The organism is Erwinia sp. AK-PDG3-5, from assembly GCF_056821705.1.
Window position 1 is genome coordinate 1,495,692 of record NZ_CM165967.1, and the last position, 18,901, is coordinate 1,514,592.

The following is an 18,901-nucleotide window of genomic DNA, read 5'->3' on the forward strand; positions in this document are numbered from 1 at the left end:
GCCACGTTGTATTGGGTTGATTCGTTTTTACCGTTTTGTGGGTTTTAATATCCAGAGCCAGTTTTTTTTATTGCGAGGTACCAATTTTGCGAACGTTACTTGGCGACCTGCTCGCACACCGCTTAAGCCAGGCTCCCGCAGGCGCGCTGGGCAAGCGTTTGTACGATGTTTTGCAGTCGGCGATCCAGCAAGGGGCCATTGCCACCGGCAGCCGTTTACCGGCCACCCGCGATTTGGCAAAAGATCTCTCCGTTTCGCGAAATACGGTGCTTTCGGCCTACGAACAGCTGCAGTCCGAGGGCTATCTGCAAACCAAAACCGGCAGTGGGACCTTCGTCTGCGAGCGGCTGCCGGAGATGGCGCCGGAGGCCACCGCGTCACCCGTCCCGGTGGGAAAACCGTTTAACTACATCCGCCTGTCCAGCCGGGGCACACGCGTGTTGGCGCGCAGCGGTGCCGGTGCCTTCCAGTGGGGCGCGTTTATGCCTGGCGTGCCCGATGTCAGCCATATGCCGCACGATATCTGGCGCAAAATTCAGTTACGGCTGAGCCGACGGATGCCGGTGGAGGCGTTGAGCTATTCCAGCCACGGCGGCTGCGTGCAGCTGCAGCAGGCGCTGGCGGAATACCTGCGGGTTATTCGCTCGCTGAACTGTTCGGCGGATCAGATTCTGGTCACGGCCGGCACGCATCAGTCGCTGGATTTGCTGGCGAAAATGCTGTGCGATCCGGGCGACAGCGCGTGGATTGAAGAGCCGGGTTACTGGGGATTTCGCAATGTGCTGGCGGTGAACGGCGTTGAACTGCTGCCGACGCCGGTGGATGAGCAGGGCATGGTACTGCCGGATATTGCCGCCTTCAGCCATGTCAGCCGACCGCCAAGACTGATTTGCGTCACGCCATCGCATCAGTATCCGCTGGGATCGGTGATGAGTTTGCAGCGGCGTCAGCAGCTGCTGGATCTGGCAAAAAACGCCGGAAGCTGGGTTGTTGAGGATGATTATGACGGCGAGTTTCGCTTTGGCGACAGCCCGATCCCTTCGCTGCAGGGATTGTCTTCGGATGCGCCGGTTATTTACCTCGGCACCTTCAGCAAAACGCTCTATCCCGGCCTGCGGCTAAGCTACATGGTGGTGCCAAAACCGCTTGCCGCGCGGATGAAAATGGCCCATTCGGAACTGTATCGGGGCGGGAACGGACTGGTGCAGCTGACGCTGGCCGAATTTATTCGCGAAGGACACTACGCCGCGCACGTCCGCAAAATGCGCCAGCTGTACAGCCGCCGCCGTGCCGCGCTGGTGGACGCCATCACCTCAAGCCTTGGACCGGCGTTTTTGGCACAACAAAGCAACGCCGGGCTGCACCTGATCCTCTCGCTTCCCGACGGCATCGACGATGTGGCCGTTGCGGCGGAACTGGAACAGCAGGGCGTGCTGACCCGGCCACTTTCAGCGTATTACCTGCAGGGCACCACGCGCCGGGGGTTGATCCTTGGCTATGCCTGCGTCGAGGAGCAGAACATGGTGGCAACCTTCGCGCCGGTGCTGGCGTGCTTGCAACGGCGGCTGAAACCCAGCTGAAGGACTGCCTCAAAACAGGGCGAGTGCACGATAATAGTGCGCAGGATCTTGCCTGATCCTACGTGGCTGATGATCGTTATAAATATTTGTTGATTAAAAATTTCTTTAAATCATTGCCTTGAATGTGTTGTGAGTGATTTTAGACTAGATAGCTTGTCAAATTCTGCTTGTGGGAAGGAAATTTGTTGTGGTAGAGCTAAAAAGGAGCCACCCAATGCCCCTGACGAAATAATCCGCAGAGCACTGGGCCCCTTTCCTGCCTCGACGAGAGAATGCCATGAGATCACTGGTCAGTTTTAAGAACATCAAAAAGAGCTACGACGGCGAAAAGCTGGTGGTGCGCAATCTCAATCTGGACGTGCAGGAAGGCGAATTTCTGACGCTACTGGGGCCTTCCGGTTCCGGAAAAACCACCAGTCTGATGATGCTGGCCGGGTTTGAGACGCCGACCGACGGCGAGATTTTCCTGCGTGATAAGCCGCTGCACACGCTGCCACCGCATCAACGGGATATCGGCATGGTGTTCCAGAACTATGCGTTGTTCCCGCATATGACAGTGGCCGAGAACCTGGCGTTTCCGCTGTCGATCCGCAAGCTGAGCAAGGCGGACGTGAAGGATCGGGTCAGCCGGATCCTCGATATGATCAAACTGACCTCGCTGGCCGATCGATATCCCGCGCAAATGTCGGGTGGACAACAGCAACGCGTGGCCCTGGCCAGAGCGCTGGTGTTTGAACCTAAACTGGTGCTGATGGATGAACCCTTAGGGGCGCTGGATAAGCAGCTGCGGGAACATATGCAGATGGAAATCAAGCAGCTGCACGAGATGCTGGGCCTGACGATTGTCTACGTCACCCACGACCAGAGCGAGGCGATGACCATGTCGAATCGCGTGGCGGTGTTTAACGACGGCATGATCCAGCAGATGGATAGCCCAAATCGCCTGTACGAACAGCCGGCGAATGCCTTTGTGGCGCAATTTATCGGGGAGAATAACAGCCTGCTGGCGACTCAGGTCGGCTCGGAAGGGGATTACTATCAGGTGCAGCTGGATGACGGCACGCGTCTTGATGCGTTGAAGGTGCGCCCAAGCTCGCCGGGTAAAAAGATCCAGCTCAGCATTCGCCCTGAGCGCGTCAACGTCAATGCGCCAGAAGCGGGTGACCAGCAGGTTCGTGCGCGAATTCAACAGTTTATCTATCTGGGGGATCACGTCAGAATGCTGACCGAAGTCGGTGGGCAGGGCAACTTTATGGTGAAACTGACGCCTGCCAAAGTCGACAACAGCTGGAAACCGGGCAGCGAAGTAACGCTCTCCTGGCAGCCAGCGCATTTGAGGGCGCTGGATGTGATGATTCAGTAACGCCTGCAGCCACAAAAAAAGGCCGCTCAATTTCAGCGGCCTTTTTCAATCACGGGCGTCAGGGATTAACGAACGACTACCTGACGAGGCTGCGTTTTACGACCCATCATGCCAAGTGCGCCGGCAACGGCGGCTTCAATCAGCAGAACGATTAAGGTCATCCAGCTGGCTTTAGCGGTGGCAGCCGCAGCCTGTTGAGCGGCTTCACGCGCTTTCTGCTCGGCCTGAGCCTTCAGTTCCTGATATTTCTGACGCGCCTGCTCGTAGCTTTTCTGTGTTTGCGCAACGATCTGATCGACTTCCTGATCGCTTTTTCCGGTCCGCGCTTTGATGATATTTTTCAGTGCATCAACATCGGCTGCCTGCAGCGTATCCTGATTGCGTTGTAGCACGCCTTTGAACCAGTTTGCTAAATCAGTATCGGCATTTTGTGGATTATTCGCCGTATTCTGCGCCTGATCCTGGGCCGTCTGCGACTCCTTATTCGCATCATTTTTCAGCGCCTGCGGCTGTAACTCTGGCTTGCCAGTTTGTTGCAGCGTTTTTTCCAGTTCACTCTGTACATTTCCCAGATCGAAGTTATTTTCCTTCAACGTTTCTTTCGCTTTATTGGCGATGGAAGGCGCGATGGCAGAAATACCGTTGCCCACCATGCTAAAGCCCGAACCTATTACGCTGGCGGTACCGCTCACCGCGCTGCTTAATAGCGAGATAGCTAACCAAACCACAAACAAGGTATTTACCGCCCACATCAGCAGGCCGTGTAACGCGCCTTCACGCTGAGCCAGACGGCCGGTAATGAATGCCCCCGCGCCAATGGAAATCAGCATGCTTAAACCCGTCCAGATTGCGGCCCCTGTGCCCAGTCCATCCAGAGGGTTTTGCTCTTTTAACGGATCGACGGTGGTCGCACCAATTGCGGTACCGAGAATGGTCAGCAATAAATAAATGACCACTGATAAGATCACGCCAGCAAAAATGGCACTCCACGAGATGCGTTTAAGCGGGACGCCAGTATTAACGTCACTGTAAACCGGATGGATATTATGGTCACTCATAACTGTTCTCTCTTAATCTGATTATAAATAGGGATGGCAAGTTAATATTATTATTAAGCTTTTTACGCTCCTGAAGGCTTTCCTGATTAAGACTAGTCCTGGATTGCATTTTGTCCATAAAAATAATCACGTCGCTAAATTACAGATATCTTTCAACGAATTAAACTCGTTAGATTTATTGCCAGATGTTAAAATGTACCCTGTACGAAAAAATACAGGGGAAATAAAATTCATAAGCACAGGAAAGGAAAGTCAGTGAATATTATTTTAAATATGTGATGTCAGTAAAAAGAGGTTAAAAAAAAGGCGAATCCAGGGGATCCGCCTTTACGTGGTCATCAGCGTCATTTACCGCAATGGATAACCAGCTTTAGCCTTCAGCCTGTTTGGACTGAATCGCCGTCAGTGCGATGGTATAAACAATATCGTCTACCAGTGCACCGCGAGACAGGTCGTTAACCGGCTTACGCATACCTTGCAGCATTGGCCCGATGGAGATCAGGTCCGCAGAGCGCTGCACGGCTTTGTAGGTGGTGTTACCTGTGTTCAGGTCCGGGAAGATAAACACGGTGGCACGGCCCGCTACCGGCGAGTTTGGTGCCTTGGATTTTGCCACGTCAGCCATGATCGCCGCGTCATACTGCAGCGGACCATCGATCACCAGATCCGGGCGTTTTTCCTGAGCGATGCGCGTCGCTTCACGCACCTTTTCTACGTCACTGCCTGCACCGGAAGTGCCGGTTGAGTAGGAGATCATCGCCACGCGCGGCTCGATGCCGAAGGCCAGGGCGGAATCGGCAGACTGAATCGCGATTTCTGCCAACTGCTCCGGGTTAGGATCCGGGTTGATGGCGCAGTCGCCATACACCAGAACCTGCTCAGGCAGCAGCATAAAGAACACTGACGAAACCAGCGAGCTGTTAGGCGCGGTTTTGATCAGCTGCAACGGCGGACGAATGGTGTTGGCCGTGGTGTGGATGGCACCAGAAACCAGACCGTCAACTTCGCCACGCTCCAGCATCAGCGTACCGAGCATCACGTTATCTTCCAGCTGCTCTTTGGCCACCACTTCGGTCATGCCTTTGCTCTTACGCAGCTCGACCAGACGCGCGACATAGTTCTCGCGCGCCACTTCCGGATCGACAATCTCAATGCCTTTGCCCAACTCAACGCCCTGAACGGCGGCAACGCGGTGGATCTCTTCCGGGTTACCCAGCAGGACGCAGGACGCGATGCCACGTTCGGCGCAGATGGCTGCTGCTTTGATGGTGCGAGGTTCTTCGCCTTCTGGCAGCACGATGCGCTTACCGGCTTTACGCGCCAGCTCGGTCAGCTGGTAACGGAAGGCCGGTGGCGACAGACGACGGCTGCGCTCGGAAGCGGCCGTCAGTGATTCAACCCAGTCGGAGTCGATATGGCTGGCGACATATTCCTGCACGCGTTCAATACGCTGGGTATCGTCGCTTGGCACTTCCAGATTGAAGCTTTGCAGGCTCAGCGAGGTCTGCCAGGTGTTGGTTTTCACCATAAACACCGGCAGGCCGGTGGCGAAGGCGCGCTCGCACAGCTTGCGGATCGGCTCATCAATCTGGTAGCCACCGGTCAGCAGGATGGCACCGATTTCCACGCCGTTCATCGCCGCCAGACAGGCGGAGACGATCACATCCGGACGGTCTGCAGATGTCACCAGCAATGAACCGGGACGGAAGTGCTCCAGCATATGCGGGATGCTGCGCGCGCAGAAGGTTACGGACTTCACCCGGCGCGTCAGAATATCGCCTTCGTTGATCACTTCTGCGTTCAGGTGACGGCACATATCGATGGCGCGGGTGGCAATCAGTTCAAAGCTCCACGGCACGCAGCCCAGTACCGGCAGCGGGCTGTTGGCAAACAGCTGCTTAGGATCGATATTGGCAACGCTGGCTTTGTTGGAGTCATCAAAGATTTCGGACAGGTCCGGACGGGTACGGCCTTGTTCATCGACTGGCGCGTTCAGTTTGTTGATGATCACGCCGGTAATGCTTTTGTTTTTGCTGCCGCCGAAGCTGCTCTGGGTCAGTTCGATGCGTTCTTTTAACTGAGCCGGAGAATCATTGCCCAGTGACATCACGAAGACAATTTCGGCATTCAGGGTTTTGGCAATTTCATAGTTCAGTGCAGAGGCGAACTGGTGCTTGCGGGTTGGCACCAGGCCTTCAACCAGCACCACTTCGGCATCTTTGGTGTTTTCGTGATAACGCGCGATGATCTCTTCCATCAGCACGTCCTGCTGGTTCGAACCCAGCAACGATTCCACACGGCTCATCTGCAGCGGTTCGGCTGCGGGAATAGAGGAGCTTTTACGGATGATGGTGGTGGTCTGGTCTGGCGAGTCGCCGCCGGTGCGAGGCTGGGCGATAGGTTTGAACACGCTCAGACGCACGCCTTTACGTTCCATGGCGCGGATCACGCCGAGACTGATACTGGTCAAACCGACACTGGTGCCGGTGGGGATGAGCATTATAGTACGAGACACAATGAACCTCTCGAATTGGCTCAGGATCTCTGAAGCGCGGGCTTGCGCGATCCTGAGTGGCTGGTGTCAAAAACAACTCCGTCAGCCTGAGCTGACGGAGGGAAGGGCTTATGCAGTCAGACGGCTGGCGTCCTGGGCAATCACCAACTCTTCGTTGGTAGGAATGACCAGAGCCGGGCGTGTGCCTTCTTTATTGATGTAGCCTGATTTGCCGAAGCGGGCAGCCAGGTTGCGTTCATGATCCACTTCGAAGCCAAGCAGGGCCAGACGACCCAGCGACAGTTCACGAACCATCGCGGCGTTTTCACCGATGCCGCCGGTAAAGATGACCGCATCCAGGCGACCGTCCATCAGCGCGGTGTAGGAACCGATGTATTTTGCCAGGCGGTGGCAATAGACGTCCATGGCGCGCTTGGCATCTTCTTTGGTGGTGTAGTTGTCTTCTACGTAACGGCAGTCGCTGGTGACTTCGGTCAGACCCAGCAGGCCAGACTCTTTGGTCAGCAGACGGTTAATCGCATCAACGCTCATGCCCAGCGTGTCGTGCAGGAAGAACACCACCGCAGGATCGATATCGCCTGAACGGGTTCCCATCACCAGACCTTCCAGCGGGGTCAAGCCCATAGAGGTATCGACACAGACGCCGTTGCGGATAGCCGCAACCGAACCGCCGTTGCCCAGATGGCAAGTGATGATGTTCAGCTCTTCAACCGGCTTGTTCAGCACTTTGGCCGCTTCATGAGTGACATAGAAGTGGCTGGTGCCGTGTGCGCCATAACGACGAACGCCGTGCTCGCGATACAGTTTGTACGGCAGGGCATAAAGGTAGGATTCTTCCGGCATTGTCTGATGGAAAGCGGTGTCGAAAACCGCCACATTCTTATCTGACAGGTGCGGGAAGTTCTTCATTGCTTCATCAATGCCGATCAGGTGCGCCGGGTTGTGCAGCGGCGCGAAGGACGACGCATCTTTAATGCCTTGAATCACATCCTGATCGATAATCACTGAATGGGTCAGCTTTTCGCCACCGTGAACGATGCGGTGACCTATCGAAGTGATAAGTGCAGACAGCTCTGGTTTTTGTGCCAGAATAGTTTTAACGATGAAGTTAAGTGCCTCGCTGTGTGCCGCGCCAGCGCCTAAGGCTTCTTCGTGTTTAGCGCCTTCCATCTTCCACTTAATGCGTGCTTCTGGCAGGTGGAAACATTCGGCTAAACCGGAGAGATATTCTTCACCATTTGCAGGATCGATAATGGCAAACTTAAGTGAAGAACTGCCGCAGTTCAGAACCAAAACTAACTTACTCGACATGGAAGGTCCTATTGGTTAAAAGTGGCGAAAAAAAACTCAATCAGACTATCAGCGTAGCGCATGAAAGCTGGTACATTAATGATGAACGTCAAGCTCACGGCAAATTTTGTCCAAAAGCAAAAAAACTTTATAAACTTTACGCCTTTTTTTGAACGTAGAGTGATTTTTGACTGGTCTTACTGCTAGCTAATAGCAACCTCGTAACAGCCATTCAACAATCGCGCACAGGATAACCAGTGTGCCTGTTAAAGACAAAATATTTTGAAGGATGTAAGGTAAAGTTGTTGAGTTGTCTATTTTGTTTAAATTTTATCTCCGAAGTTGAGGTCAACCATGGCTAATGAATCCGGCACCGTCGGTTGGTTTAAACTGTTCCAGTGTGGGCAGCATTATATGAAAACATGGCCTGCCGATAAGCGTCTGGCAGCCATTTTTCCGGAGAACCGTGTTTCACGTGCAACACGCTTTTCTATCCGCTTTATGCCGCCGCTGGCCGTTTTCGCCATGAGCTGGCAAATTGCGCTGGGCGGTCAGTTGGGCCCAGCCGTGGCGACTGCGCTGTTCGCCTGCAGCCTGCCGATGCAAGGGCTATGGTGGTTGGGTAAGCGCTCCATAACGCCATTACCGCCCACGCTGCTCAACTGGTTCCATGAAGTTCGCGAGAAACTGCAAGCCGCCGGCCAGGCCATCGCGCCAGTGGAAGGTAAACCCACGTATCAGTCGTTAGCCGATGTGCTGAAACGTGCCTTCAAGCAGCTTGATAAAACCTTCCTCGACGATCTTTAACTTCCTGACCGGGTTTTCTGCGCATTTATCTGATGAAACCCCGTCTGGATCAAAGAAGCGTCTGCTTGCTGTACCACCCTCAAGCCTGTTGTGCGATCCTGAGTCATCCCCTTCAAATTTCGTTACGCCTAGTGCGGCACAGGAGTTAATGATGGAAATGACCAATGCCCAGCGTTTAATCCTCTCTAATCAGTACAAAATGATGACCATGCTCGATCCCGATAACGCCGAGCGCTATCGCCGTCAGCAAACCATTATTGAGCGAGGCTACGGCTTGCAGATGCGTGAGCTGGACCGCGAATTTGGCGAGCTGACCGAAGCGGTTTGCCGCAGCATTATCGATATTATGGAGCTGCATCACGCGCTGCATGTGTCCTGGACAAATCTGAAAGATCCCACCCTCATTGAAGAACGCCGCCTGACCTTCCTCGGTTTTGATGCCGCCACAGAAGCCCGATATCTCGGCTACGTGCGGTTTATGGTGAATGTGGAAGGGCGCTACACCCATTTTGATTCCGGTACGCATGGCTTTAATGCCCAAACGCCAATGTGGGAAAAGTATCAACGCATGCTGACTGTGTGGCACACTTGTCCACGGCAGTACCATCTGAGTGCGAATGAGATCGCGCAAATCATCAACGCCTGAGAAGGAAAAGCGTCGTGAAGTGTAAAGGTTTTCTGTTTGATTTGGACGGCACGCTGGTCGATTCATTACCGGTTGTCGAACGCGCCTGGTCTAATTGGGCATCACGGCACGGCATCGCAGCCGAAGAAGTGTTGAACTTCATTCATGGCAAGCAGGCTATCACCTCATTGCGCCACTTTATGGCCGGTTCTTCTGAAGAGGCCATTCAGCAGGAGTTCATCGCGCTGGAGAAGGTTGAGGCAGAAGATACCGACGGCATCGTCGCGTTGCCTGGCGCGGTTGAGCTACTGGCCAGGTTGAATGAGCTGGATATCCCGTGGGCTATCGTCACCTCGGGCTCTGTTCCGGTGGCGTCTGCCCGCCGTAAAGCCGCGGGTTTGCCGGAGCCGGAAGCCTTTGTCACTGCTGAACGCGTGCAGAACGGCAAGCCAGAGCCCGATGCCTATCTGCTCGGCGCGCAGCTGCTGGAGCTTGAACCGGAAGAGTGCGTGGTGGTGGAAGATGCCGCAGCCGGCATTCTTTCAGGCCTGGCAGCAGGTTGCCATGTGGTGGCAGTCAACGCACCGGCCGGATCGCCAAGGCTGGAAGATGTCGATATGCTGCTCAATTCGCTGGAAGAATTGGTGATCCACAAAAATGCTGACGGCAGCATTGATGTGCACAGAAAGCACTAAGACATGATGTAACCCCGCTATAGCGGGGTTTTTTTTATGCGATGATCTGTACCGCCATTCCCCTGTACAGAGATCCCCGTGAACAATGAGTTGATTTGGGTCCTCAGCCTGCTGGCGATCACCATTCTGTTGTTTATCTCCGGCAAATTACGCATGGATGTGATTGCGCTGTGTGTGATCGTTGCTTTTGTCCTCAGCGGAACCCTTACCCTGCAGGAAGCCACCCTCGGTTTCAGCGATCCCAACGTGATCCTTATTGCCGCCCTGTTTGTGATTGGCGAAGGCCTGGTGCGCACCGGCGTCGCGCTGAATATGGGGGAATGGCTGGTCAGGGTCGCGGGCAGCAGCGAAACGAAAATGCTGGTTTTTCTGATGCTGACGGTGGCCGGACTCGGGGCCTTTATGAGCTCGACCGGGGTGGTCGCCATCTTTATTCCGGTGGTGCTCAGCGTGTCGGCCAGAATGGGCAGTTCACCGGCCAGGCTGATGATGCCGTTGAGCTTCGCCGGTCTGATCAGCGGCATGATGACGCTGGTCGCCACGCCACCCAATCTGGTGGTAAACAGCGAATTGCTGCGCGAGGGGCTGACGGGATTTCGCTTCTTCGACGTTACGCCGGTGGGTGTGGTGGCGCTAATCCTTGGCATTGGCTATATGCTGGTGGCGCGCAAATGGCTGGCGGATCCCGGGCAGAAGGGCAGAGGCCGAGCGCTGAGTTTCAGAAAAACGGCGGTGGATAGCCTGGAGGGTGCACCGGCAAAAAGTCAGGCTCCACACGCGATTTTCTGTATGGCCCTGATGGTGGCGATGATGCTGACCAACGCCATTCCAAATCCGATCGCCGCGATAATTGCCTGCCTGCTGATGGGCAAATTCCGCTGTATAGATATGGAGAGCGCCTATCGGGCGATTCAGTGGCCGGGGCTGATCCTGATTATTGGCATGATGCCTTTTGCGTTAGCGTTACAAAAAACCGGTGGGGTGACGTTGATCGCCGAGGGATTAATGGATCTGGCAGGAGGCAAAAGTCCGCATGTGATGCTGCTGTGCCTGTTTATCCTGTGCGCCACCGTCGGACTGTTTATTTCCAACACCGCCACGGCGGTGCTGATGGCGCCGATCGGGATTGCCGCCGCGCAGCAGATGGGCCTGTCTCCCTATCCGTTTACCCTGATTATTGCGGTGGCCGCTTCCGCCGCCTTTATGACGCCAGTCTCCTCACCGGTGAACATGCTGGTGATGGGGCCTGGCGGCTATCGCTTCGGTGACTTTGTGAAAATTGGCGTACCGTTCACTCTGATGATCATGGTGGTCAGCGTGTTGCTGGTGCCGGTACTGTTTCCCTTCTGACGCTACAGCGAATCCTGACTGATTTCATCCAGCGACAGGCTGAAGCTCGGGACAAACACCTCAACAAAGTAGTCCATTTCAGGGCTGTGGCGCTCGCTAAGGGTTTTCTCAAGCCGGGCCTTTGCCAGCTGAAATTCATGGTTACCGGCAGAGAGTTCTTCCAGACATTTCAGGTAGGCGCAAAGCGCATCAGCCTGTTTCACAATCGCTTTTTCTTCTTCGCTGTGCTGATGCTCATCCAGCAACGGCCGGTAAGCGTTGCGCAGCTCTTCAGGCAGCATTTCAATCAGCTTTTGCTGGGCAATCTTTTCGATTTTTTTGTATTCATGGGCAATCTGTGCGTTGTAATACTTGACCGGCGTCGGTAAATCGCCGGTCAGCACTTCGCTGGCGTCATGGTAGATCGCCATCATCGCGATGCGTTCAGCATTCAGGTTGCCATTGAATTTTTGATTTTTGATCACCGCCAGCGCATGGGCGACCATTGCCACCTGCAGGCTGTGTTCGGAAACATTTTCAGTGCGCACGTTGCGCATCAGAGGCCAGCGATTGATCAGCTTAAGACGGGAAAGATGGGCGAAAAAATGGCTCTGGTTCATGTGTGGCGATTTCCTGTAGCGTGACTGCGGGGAACGGACGGCTCCGTTCCCCAAGCTGCCAGTATAACGCCATACTGATGATGGCGTCAGTGGCGGTTTTGCTACAGATTACTGACGGTAACCTTCGAGGAAGCGACCAAACTTGCTGATGGCCATTTCCAGATCGTTAACGTGAGGCAGGGTGACGATTCGGACATGGTCTGGATACGGCCAGTTAAAGGCGGAGCCCTGAACCAGCAGCACTTTTTCCTGCAGCAGGAAGTCCAGCACCATTTTCTGGTCATCGTGCAGGTTGAACTTCCTGGCGTCAATTTTTGGGAACATATAGAGCGCGCCGTCAGGCTTAACGCAGCTGACGCCTGGGATCTCATTGATCAATTCCCATGCCCGGTTGCGCTGCTCATAGAGCCGACCGCCAGGGACGATAAACTCGCTGATGCTCTGGTATCCGCCCAATGCCGTCTGAATCGCATGCTGTGCAGGCACGTTGGCGCACAGTCGCATGGATGCGAGCATTTCAAGACCTTCGATATAGCCTTTCGCGTGCTTCTTCGGGCCATTCAGCACCATCCAACCCTGGCGGAAACCGGCCACGCGATAGGTTTTGGACAGGCCATTAAAGGTGATGGTCAGCAGGTCGGGGGCCAGAGTGGCAATAGAATGATGCTGTGCCGCGTCGTACAGGATTTTGTCGTAGATCTCATCAGCAAAAATAATCAAATTATGCTGACGCGCGATTTCCACCACTTCCAGCAACAGCTCTTTGCTGTATACCGCACCGGTCGGGTTATTAGGGTTAATAATCACGATGCCACGGGTGCGTGGGGTGATTTTACTGCGAATATCGTCGAGGTCCGGGAACCAACCGGCGGATTCGTCACAGAGGTAATGCACCGCTTTACCGCTGGAAAGAGACACGGCAGCAGTCCACAGCGGATAATCCGGTGCCGGAACCAGCATCTCGTCGCCCATATTCAGCAACGCCTGCATCGATTGCACGATCAGTTCGGAAACGCCGTTGCCGATATAGACATCTTCCACTGTCATGTCGCGCATACCGCGCGCCTGATAATGCTGAACGATGGCTTTCCGGGCGGAGTAGAGGCCTTTTGAATCACAATAACCCTGCGCGCTCGGCAGATTACGGATCACATCTACCAGGATCTCATCGGGGGCTTCAAAACCAAACGGCGCTGGATTGCCGATATTCAGCTTAAGGACCTTATTGCCTTCTTCCTCAAGACGCTTTGCTTCTTTTAATACCGGTCCACGGATGTCGTAACACACGTTATCCAGTTTGCTTGATTTTTCAATTGGATTCATTTCTCTCGCCTTTGACTTGCAGAACTGCCTTCCTGCCATGGAAAACTAAACCAGCACAATGTACTCCTGTCTGCGGTGCTTTTGAAGGGCATCAGCAGGCTTTGGTGGGTTACCGGATGAAAACGGTTGTGGCCGGGAGGAGGGAAGGGATGCAGCCAATGAGTTGGCATAAAATGCTGACTATTCTCATCATGCTGAAACTAAAAACTGAAATGCGAGTCTTCTTATTGAGGAGGAAGGGCACTAATGGGTCTTGAAAGACTTAAATATGTAAGAATTTGGTAAAATTCGGTGGATTGATGAACTCTGTAATTGTCAAAATTGTCTTAATTGAGTGGTTAAAAATCAACCAGTTTGGCTTAGGGCTATTTTCAAGGGCTTACCCGCAACGAAGTGGTCCACCTTTACCTTGAGTCAGGCACCCGGGCACTGAATGATAAATTTTTGTATCGTAAGGCCTGATAGCCGGGCTTTGGCCAATAAAATGTTACTTTACTGATAAGAATAATAGGATTGGGGCTTAAAAAGTAAACGACAGTATGGCAGGATAATAACCAGAGGACCTTGCGCCGGGCGTGCAGGTTTCTCAGGTGATATTACGTCGTATACTGTCACCGGTAACCTTAAGTAGGGCTTATCATTTTTCCGCTGTATCTACAGCGTTCTGGTTTTTCAATTTTACATGGTTTTTTTACACTATCAGCACCGTAGTCCGGCATTACTGTCAGGCTGGCGGCGTTATGTGACCATATTAGTGCCGCTTTCTGTTTCTTATGAGTCAGTGCTGCACACCGAAGTGATGTATCAGATGGAACAAACTGTCATCGGCTCCACCTGCGGTTAATACCGGGGACATTCAGGCTGATGGAGTTTTGACGTCTGCGAGAAAAAGTAGTGCAACGTGCAGTTCAGCGCACCGCATTACGCCATTGTTATCACTGTATCCTATTGATACAGCAGATAATGACACCAGGGTAGCTGTTCGTATAAATCTTATAAAGTGAAGAAAAAATGACTAGTGCAAATCGTCCGATCCTCAATCTTGACCTCGATCTGCTGAGAACATTTGTTGCTGTTGCCGATCTGAACACCTTTGCTGCGGCAGCAGCTGCGGTTTGCAGAACGCAATCAGCGGTTAGCCAGCAGATGCAGCGTCTGGAACAACTGGTTGGCAAAGAACTGTTTGCCAGACATGGACGTAATAAATTATTGACGGAACATGGTATTCAGCTTCTTGGCTATGCCAGAAAGATCCTTCGTTTTAACGACGAAGCCTGTACTTCGTTGATGTACAGCAATATTCAGGGCGTACTGACTATCGGTGCTTCTGATGATACGTCTGATACCATCCTGCCTTTCTTGCTGAACCGCGTCACGTCTGTCTATCCCAAGCTGGCGATTGATGTGCGGGTGAAGCGCAATCCGTTCATGATGGAGATGTTAAATCAGGGTGAAGTGGACTTAGTTGTGACCACCTCGAGCCCGATGAACTTCGCCTTCCAGGTATTGCGTACTTCTCCGACCCTTTGGTATTGCGCCGCTGACTATATCTTCCAGCGCGGGGAAGCGATTCCTCTGGTACTGCTGGACGAGCCAAGCCCGTACCGTGATATGGCCATTGACCACCTCAATGAGGCTGGCATCCCATGGCGCATCTCTTATGTTGCTTCCACTCTTGCGGCCGTACGCGCAGCGGTGAAAGCGGGTCTGGGCGTAACTGCACGTCCGGTTGAGATGATGAGCCCGGAACTGCGCGTAATGGGTGCGGCAGAAGGTCTGCCGGTTCTGCCTGATACCGAATACCTGCTGTGTCGTAATCCGGAAAGTGACAACGAACTGGCGCTGGCCATCTTTAATGCCATGGAATCCAGCAACGATCCGTACAACCTGACGCTTGCCGCTCAGGATGCCGCTTCGCTGACGGATGAAGATGAGTAAGTTTCGCTGTGAAAGTTTAATTTTAGTTGTTAATTTTTAACACTTAATAAGAACTGTTTACAGAAATAAAGCCCTTCAGTGCATCTTTGCATTGAAGGGCTTTTTTATTGAAATTTTCTCGCTCTTTTTTGCCGCAAAATTCCCCGCAAATTTCTCTGCTGATGCAAAAACCCTTCGCGACATATTTTCACTGTTTAAGACAATTTCTGTCAGCAAAGAAACTATTTATTGAATTGATTTTGCGCACTGAATTGTGCTGCTTTTTAACTCATAAAAGGCAAAAGTGTGTGCTGGATCAAAAAAATAGCCCCAATAAGGGGAAGGAAAACCCGCAGAATCCTGCCAAAATAGGCGTTGTTAAATCCGCGATCCGCACAGGGAAATACCCGCTACACTTTGACTGAGAAGCTGAACTGACTCGATTTAGCTCACTTTCTGCGCATCATATGTTAAATAAATGCTGCGGGTGTAAATTAATGTGTGGATACTTTTGTCAAAGTTGACAGAAGGTTATAGAAAGGAGTAAAAAACCACATAAAATCGCTGCCTAATCAAAAAAGTCAGCAAAGTTTATAAGGTTTTTTATTTTTCCCTTGAATCGATGGGGTAGGTCAACTGCCAATTACAGAGCAGAATACCGGGCACCCCGAGTTGAGTTAAGCAGAGCGTATGTCTACAACTACTGAAGTTATCGCCCATCACTGGGCTTTTGCCGTATTCCTGATTGTCGCAATTGGCCTTTGCTGCGCAATGTTGGCCGGAGCATGGTTTTTAGGCGGAAAAGCCCGTGGACGCTATACCAACACGCCTTTCGAGTCCGGAGCCCCTGCGGTAGGAACGACCCACCTTCGAATGTCTGCCAAGTTCTACCTGGTGGCCATGTTCTTCGTCATCTTCGACGTTGAAGCCCTCTATTTATACGCCTGGTCGACTGCCATCCGTGAAAGCGGCTGGATCGGCTTCGTGGAAGCCACAATTTTCATTTTGGTACTGCTGGCTGGTTTGGTTTATCTGGTGCGGATCCGCGCGCTGGATTGGGCTCCTGCACCTCGTCGTGTCGTTGTCAAACCCACTACCATCTCGCATTCCAACCGTCATACGCAGTAAAAGCGAGGCTTAAAGATGGACTATACGCTCACCCGCGCGGACCCGAACGGCGAGAATGACCGTTACCCATTGCAAAAACAGGAGATCGTCACCGATCCTCTGGAAAAACACGTTCATCAAAACGTCTACATGGGCAAGTTAGAAAATGCCATGCACGACATGGTGAACTGGGGACGCAAAAACTCACTCTGGCCGTTTAACTTCGGTCTCTCCTGCTGTTACGTCGAAATGACCACCTCGTTCACCTCGGTGCACGACGTGGCGCGTTTTGGTTCGGAAGTTATCCGCGCCTCGCCACGCCAGGCCGACTTTATGGTGGTTGCAGGAACCTGCTTCACCAAAATGGCACCGGTAGTCCAACGTCTGTATGACCAGATGCTGGAGCCAAAGTGGGTGATCTCAATGGGTGCCTGCGCCAACTCCGGCGGGATGTATGACATCTACTCGGTGGTGCAGGGCGTGGATAAATTCCTGCCTGTTGACGTCTATATTCCGGGTTGCCCACCGCGCCCAGAAGCCTACATGCAGGCACTGCTGCTGCTGCAGGAATCCATTGGTAAAGAGCGTCGTCCGCTCTCGTGGGTGGTGGGCGATCAGGGTGTTTATCGCGCCAATATGCAGTCCGAGCGCGAAAGAAAGCAGGCTGAACGTATTGCCGTCACCAACCTGCGCACACCTGACGAAATTTAACCGCTACCGCCATTAAGACGTTGCGAGCCTTCGCAGCGTCAGAACAGCAGGTAGAGCAGTTTATGGATGCCCGACAGCGTATAAAAATCACAACACGCGCACGGTCCATCCTGACGCCAATACTGAGTGCCTGCCTGCAGGCCCACAGGGTGAACAACTTATGACTGATTTGACCACGCAAGATCTCGCTCAGCCTGAATGGCAAACCCGTGATCACCAGGATGACCCGGTGATCGGCGAGCTGCGTAACCGTTTTGGGCCTGATGCCTTCACCGTTCAGCCTACCCGTACCGGCGTGCCGGTGGTGTGGGTGAAGCGGGAACAGCTGCTGGAGATCGTAGAATTCTTACGCAAGCTGCCAAAACCTTATGTGATGCTGTATGACTTACATGGGATGGATGAGCGTCTTCGTACTCACCGCGCCGGTTTACCTGCCGCGGATTTTTCCGTTTTCTATCACTTCATTTCCATTGAACGTAACCGTGACATCATGCTCAAGGTGGCGTTGTCTGAAAACGACCTGCATGTGCCAACCGTCACCAAAATTTTCGCCAATGCCAACTGGTATGAGCGTGAAACCTGGGAAATGTTCGGCATCACCTTTGATGGCCACCCGCACCTGACGCGCATCATGATGCCGCAGGACTGGGAAGGGCATCCGCTGCGTAAAGACTATCCGGCACGCGCCACCGAATTCGATCCGTTTGAGCTGACGAAGAAAACGGAAGATTTGGCGATGGAGCAGATGACCTTCAAGCCGGAAGACTGGGGCATGAAGCGTGGCAACGCGACTGAGGACTTTATGTTCCTCAACCTCGGGCCTAACCACCCGTCAGCGCACGGTGCTTTCCGCATCATTCTGCAGCTGGATGGCGAAGAGATTGTTGACTGTGTGCCGGACGTGGGTTACCACCACCGTGGCGCAGAGAAAATGGGTGAACGTCAGTCCTGGCACAGCTACATTCCTTACACTGACCGCATCGAATACCTTGGCGGTTGCGTAAACGAAATGCCGTACGTACTGGCGGTTGAAAAGCTGGCCGGTATTAAGGTGCCCGAGCGCGTTGACGTGATCCGCGTGATGCTTTCAGAGCTGTTCCGTATAAACAGCCACCTGCTGTATATCTCGACCTTTATTCAGGACGTTGGGGCGATGTCTCCGGTGTTCTTTGCCTTTACCGATCGCCAGAAAATTTACGACGTGGTTGAAGCCATCACCGGTTTCCGTATGCATCCGGCCTGGTTCCGCATTGGCGGCGTGGCGCACGACCTGCCGAAAGGCTGGGAAGGCCTGCTGCGTGAGTTCATCAACTGGCTGCCAAAACGTCTGAAGGCATACGAGCAAACCGCGCTGAAAAACTCGGTGCTGATCGCCCGTTCGAAAGGCGTTTCTGCCTACAACATGGAAGAAGCATTAGCCTGGGGTACTACAGGCGCCGGTCTGCGTGCGACGGGTCTGGACTTCGACGTGCGTAAATGGCGTCCGTACTCCGGCTACGAAAACTTCGACTTCGAAATACCGATTGGCGATGGCGTGAGCTGTGCTTACACCCGTGTGATGCTGAAGATGGAAGAGATGCGCCAGAGTCTGCGCATTCTTGAACAGTGTCTGAACAACATGCCGGAAGGCCCATTCAAAGCGGATCATCCGCTGACAACGCCGCCACCGAAAGAGCGCACGCTGCAGCATATCGAAACTCTGATTACTCACTTCCTGCAGGTGTCGTGGGGCCCGGTGATGCCGGCCAACGAATCCTTCCAGATGATTGAAGCGACGAAAGGGATCAACAGTTACTACCTGACCAGCGACGGCAGCACCATGAGCTACCGCACCCGTGTGCGGACGCCGAGCTTCCCGCACCTGCAGCAGATCCCGTCAGTGATCAACGGCAGCCTGGTATCCGATCTGATCGTATACCTCGGTAGTATCGATTTTGTTATGTCAGACGTGGACCGCTAAT

At 53.3% G+C, this 18,901-nt stretch carries 15 protein-coding genes; 10 read left to right on the forward strand and 5 right to left on the reverse strand.

Translation table 11 applies throughout. The annotated features are described in order from the left end of the window. Positions 1-86 precede the first annotated feature (86 nt). Both pdxR and AC1UKS_RS06900 read left to right on the forward strand, forming a co-directional pair. Positions 87-1,580 carry a MocR-like pyridoxine biosynthesis transcription factor PdxR gene (pdxR, locus tag AC1UKS_RS06895; protein ID WP_482436193.1) on the forward strand — a complete coding sequence of 498 codons (1,494 nt, stop codon included), beginning with the start codon at positions 87-89 and terminating at the stop codon, positions 1,578-1,580. Positions 1,581-1,857: 277 nt separating this feature from the next. Continuing rightward, positions 1,858-2,943: an ABC transporter ATP-binding protein gene (locus tag AC1UKS_RS06900; RefSeq protein WP_206403903.1), complete on the forward strand. Its 1,086-nt coding sequence runs from the start codon at positions 1,858-1,860 to the stop codon at positions 2,941-2,943. A gap of 65 nt (positions 2,944-3,008) precedes the next feature. On the opposite strand, the gene AC1UKS_RS06905 is transcribed toward AC1UKS_RS06900, so the two are convergent. The 3 genes from AC1UKS_RS06905 to ackA form a co-directional block, all read right to left on the reverse strand. Continuing rightward, complete coding sequence (locus AC1UKS_RS06905) at positions 3,009-4,001, reverse strand: TIGR04086 family membrane protein (protein ID WP_482436194.1); 993 nt, start codon at positions 3,999-4,001, stop codon at positions 3,009-3,011. Between the two features lie 370 nt (positions 4,002-4,371). Beyond that, the gene (gene pta / locus AC1UKS_RS06910) at positions 4,372-6,516 is read right to left on the reverse strand and encodes a phosphate acetyltransferase (protein WP_173363015.1); all 2,145 of its coding nucleotides are present in this window, start codon (positions 6,514-6,516) and stop codon (positions 4,372-4,374) included. A 108-nt stretch (positions 6,517-6,624) separates the two neighbouring features. Further along, complete coding sequence (gene ackA, locus AC1UKS_RS06915) at positions 6,625-7,827, reverse strand: acetate kinase (protein ID WP_482436195.1); 1,203 nt, start codon at positions 7,825-7,827, stop codon at positions 6,625-6,627. Positions 7,828-8,160: 333 nt separating this feature from the next. Here ackA and yfbV point away from each other — a divergent pair, with 333 nt between their 5' ends. The 4 genes from yfbV to AC1UKS_RS06935 all read left to right on the forward strand — a co-directional run bounded on the left by yfbV (position 8,161) and on the right by AC1UKS_RS06935 (position 11,283). Continuing rightward, positions 8,161-8,613, forward strand: a complete 453-nt coding sequence (gene yfbV, locus AC1UKS_RS06920) for a terminus macrodomain insulation protein YfbV (RefSeq protein WP_265911124.1) — start codon at positions 8,161-8,163, stop codon at positions 8,611-8,613. A 151-nt stretch (positions 8,614-8,764) separates the two neighbouring features. After that, positions 8,765-9,259, forward strand: coding sequence for a YfbU family protein (locus tag AC1UKS_RS06925; RefSeq protein WP_265911382.1), 495 nt, complete (start codon positions 8,765-8,767; stop codon positions 9,257-9,259). Between the two features lie 14 nt (positions 9,260-9,273). After that, positions 9,274-9,933: a sugar phosphatase gene (locus AC1UKS_RS06930; RefSeq protein ID WP_482436196.1), complete on the forward strand. Its 660-nt coding sequence runs from the start codon at positions 9,274-9,276 to the stop codon at positions 9,931-9,933. Between the two features lie 78 nt (positions 9,934-10,011). Then, a complete protein-coding gene (locus AC1UKS_RS06935; protein WP_482436197.1) occupies positions 10,012-11,283 on the forward strand; it encodes an SLC13 family permease in 1,272 nt (423 codons plus the stop codon). 2 nt (positions 11,284-11,285) lie between these two features. Here AC1UKS_RS06935 and yfbR read toward each other — a convergent pair whose 3' ends face one another. Next, positions 11,286-11,882: a 5'-deoxynucleotidase gene (gene yfbR / locus AC1UKS_RS06940; protein ID WP_013203098.1), complete on the reverse strand. Its 597-nt coding sequence runs from the start codon at positions 11,880-11,882 to the stop codon at positions 11,286-11,288. Positions 11,883-11,990: 108 nt separating this feature from the next. Continuing rightward, positions 11,991-13,205, reverse strand: a complete 1,215-nt coding sequence (locus AC1UKS_RS06945) for a pyridoxal phosphate-dependent aminotransferase (RefSeq protein ID WP_482436198.1) — start codon at positions 13,203-13,205, stop codon at positions 11,991-11,993. Between the two features lie 1,011 nt (positions 13,206-14,216). Between AC1UKS_RS06945 and lrhA the strand changes: the two genes are divergently transcribed. The 4 genes from lrhA (at position 14,217) to nuoC (ending at position 18,900) form a co-directional block, all read left to right on the forward strand. Further along, a complete protein-coding gene (lrhA, locus tag AC1UKS_RS06950; RefSeq protein WP_013203095.1) occupies positions 14,217-15,143 on the forward strand; it encodes a transcriptional regulator LrhA in 927 nt (308 codons plus the stop codon). 669 nt (positions 15,144-15,812) lie between these two features. Then, positions 15,813-16,250: an NADH-quinone oxidoreductase subunit A gene (locus AC1UKS_RS06955; RefSeq protein ID WP_013203092.1), complete on the forward strand. Its 438-nt coding sequence runs from the start codon at positions 15,813-15,815 to the stop codon at positions 16,248-16,250. 15 nt (positions 16,251-16,265) lie between these two features. Then, complete coding sequence (locus tag AC1UKS_RS06960) at positions 16,266-16,940, forward strand: NuoB/complex I 20 kDa subunit family protein (RefSeq protein ID WP_482436199.1); 675 nt, start codon at positions 16,266-16,268, stop codon at positions 16,938-16,940. 160 nt (positions 16,941-17,100) lie between these two features. After that, on the forward strand, positions 17,101-18,900 hold the full coding sequence (gene nuoC / locus AC1UKS_RS06965) for an NADH-quinone oxidoreductase subunit C/D (protein WP_013203090.1): 1,800 nt from the start codon (positions 17,101-17,103) through the stop codon (positions 18,898-18,900). The last annotated feature ends 1 nt before the right edge of the window (position 18,901 follow it).

Excerpts from the sequence above, each read along its gene's own strand:
- nuoC (WP_013203090.1), top strand. The coding sequence starts at position 17,101 with ATGACTGATTTGACCACGCAAGATCTCGCTCAGCCTGAATGGCAAACC.
- AC1UKS_RS06945 (WP_482436198.1), bottom strand. The coding sequence starts at position 13,205 with ATGAATCCAATTGAAAAATCAAGCAAACTGGATAACGTGTGTTACGAC.
- AC1UKS_RS06905 (WP_482436194.1), bottom strand. The coding sequence starts at position 4,001 with ATGAGTGACCATAATATCCATCCGGTTTACAGTGACGTTAATACTGGC.
- yfbR (WP_013203098.1), bottom strand. The coding sequence starts at position 11,882 with ATGAACCAGAGCCATTTTTTCGCCCATCTTTCCCGTCTTAAGCTGATC.
- lrhA (WP_013203095.1), top strand. The coding sequence starts at position 14,217 with ATGACTAGTGCAAATCGTCCGATCCTCAATCTTGACCTCGATCTGCTG.
- yfbV (WP_265911124.1), top strand. The coding sequence starts at position 8,161 with ATGGCTAATGAATCCGGCACCGTCGGTTGGTTTAAACTGTTCCAGTGT.
- AC1UKS_RS06925 (WP_265911382.1), top strand. The coding sequence starts at position 8,765 with ATGGAAATGACCAATGCCCAGCGTTTAATCCTCTCTAATCAGTACAAA.
- AC1UKS_RS06955 (WP_013203092.1), top strand. The coding sequence starts at position 15,813 with ATGTCTACAACTACTGAAGTTATCGCCCATCACTGGGCTTTTGCCGTA.
- AC1UKS_RS06960 (WP_482436199.1), top strand. The coding sequence starts at position 16,266 with ATGGACTATACGCTCACCCGCGCGGACCCGAACGGCGAGAATGACCGT.
- AC1UKS_RS06900 (WP_206403903.1), top strand. The coding sequence starts at position 1,858 with ATGAGATCACTGGTCAGTTTTAAGAACATCAAAAAGAGCTACGACGGC.
- ackA (WP_482436195.1), bottom strand. The coding sequence starts at position 7,827 with ATGTCGAGTAAGTTAGTTTTGGTTCTGAACTGCGGCAGTTCTTCACTT.